The 1,831-nt window shown below is 67.7% G+C and carries 2 protein-coding genes; one reads left to right on the forward strand and one right to left on the reverse strand.

Features of this window, described 5'->3' with window-relative positions; translation table 11 throughout:
- Window positions 1-215 precede the first annotated feature (215 nt).
- Window positions 216-1,433, forward strand: a complete 1,218-nt coding sequence (locus tag ABD52_RS37105; RefSeq protein WP_013287160.1) for a class I SAM-dependent methyltransferase — start codon at window positions 216-218, stop codon at window positions 1,431-1,433.
- A gap of 43 nt (window positions 1,434-1,476) precedes the next feature.
- Here the strand turns inward: ABD52_RS37105 and ABD52_RS37110 are convergent.
- Window positions 1,477-1,831, reverse strand: a 355-nt coding sequence (locus tag ABD52_RS37110; protein ID WP_047894856.1) for a nucleotide disphospho-sugar-binding domain-containing protein, incomplete at its 5' end; no start/stop codon positions are given.

Here is a 1,831-nt window from a genome sequence, read left to right on the forward strand (position 1 = left end):
CGCGCTTCGCCCGCCCCCGCGCGGACAACCCACCTCCATCGGGATACCTCATCCCATCGATCTACCCCCGCCCAAGATCATCACGCAAACCACATAGGACGAACCTGACTATTCAAGATCTGTAGCCGCCGTCCAGTCGTCGTTGAGCTGACGACCAGCGCCTTGGCCGACGGTAACCGGATCGACAGCAGCCGCACGAGAATGGGGTACCGGTCATGTTGAGTTGTCGGACGTGCGGTGGGGAACTGCGCGAGTTCTGTGACTTCGGCCCGCAGCCGCTGTCCAGCGGCTTTCTGGAGCCGGACTACGTCGGCGACGAGTTCTTCTTCCGCCTGGCCGTCGGGGTGTGCGGGCAGTGCTCGATGGTGCAGCTGATCGAGGAGGTTCCGCGGCACCTGATGTTCAACGGGCACTACCCGTACCTGTCGTCGGGCTCGGCCACCATGCGCAAGCACTTCGAGCAGACCGCCAAGCACTTCATCGACACCGAGCTGACCGGCGACGACGCGTTTCTGGTCGAGTTGGGCTGCAACGACGGCGTCATGCTGAAGGTCATCGCCGACGCCGGGATCCGGCACCTGGGCGTCGAGCCCTCGCAGAGCGTCGCCGCGGTCGCCCGCGCCTACGGCGTACAGGTGACCACCGAATTCTTCCAGGAATCCTCCGCACAGCAGATCCGGGCCGCGTCCGGGCCGGCGCAGGTGATCTACGCCGCGAACACCATCTGCCACATCCCGTACCTCGACTCGATCTTCCGCGGCGTCGACGAGTTGCTGGCACCCGACGGCATCTTCGTGTTCGAGGACCCGTACCTCGCCGAGATCGTCGACCGCACCTCGTTCGACCAGATCTACGACGAGCACTTCTACTTCTTCTCGGCCGTGTCGGTGCAGGCGATGGCGGCACGGTTCGGGTTCGAACTGGTCGACGTCGAGCGGCTGCCAGTGCACGGCGGCGAAGTGCGGTACACGATCGCGCGGCGCGGCGCCCGTCCAGCCTCCGCGCGGGTCGCCGCGCTGGTGGCCGAGGAGCACGGCCGTGACCTCGCCGGGCAAGGTACGCTGAAGCAGTTCGTCGGCCGGGTGGAGCAGGCCAGGGAGGAACTGACCACGCTGCTGCGGCAGTTGAAGGCCAACGGCCAGACGGTGGTCGGCTACGGCGCGACCGCGAAGAGCGCGACGGTGACGAACTACTGCGGCATCGGACCCGACCTGATCTCCTTCATCTCCGACACGACGCCGAACAAGCAGGGCCGGCTGACCCCCGGTTCGCACATCCCGGTGCGGTCGCGGGATGCGTTCGCCGCCCCGTACCCCGACTATGCGCTGTTGTTCGCCTGGAACCACGCCGACGAGATCATCGCCAAGGAGCAGGAGTTCCGGAAGGCCGGCGGCAAGTGGATCCTGTATGTGCCGGAAGTCCGGGTGGTCTGAGCCCGGCCGTGAACCGGCCGCAGCCGACAAGGAGGCGGCCGGTTCAGGTCTGCGCGAGCCGCCGCAGCACCGGTACCAGCTCCGCCGCGGTCGAAGCGGCGAGCATCTCGTGGCGCAGGTCGCCGGCGCAGGCCCGGAACGACGGCTCGTCGAGGACGCGTCGGATCAACGCCCGCACCTCGCTCGCCGCGGACCGTCCCGCGACCCCGCACACCGCCACCCCGGCGCGCTCCATGCGTTCGGCCCGCGGGCCGTTGCACCACAGCTTGTACGGCACGATGACCTGGGGTACGCCGTGGATGAGTGCGGTCTGGGAGGTGCCTGATCCGCCGTGGTGGATGATGGCGGCGCAGGTGGGCAGGAGCACGTCGAGGTTGACGAACTCGACGGTGCGGACG

The organism is Micromonospora sp. RV43 (genome assembly GCF_001029515.1).
In the GTDB taxonomy this organism is placed as follows: domain Bacteria; phylum Actinomycetota; class Actinomycetes; order Mycobacteriales; family Micromonosporaceae; genus Micromonospora; species Micromonospora aurantiaca.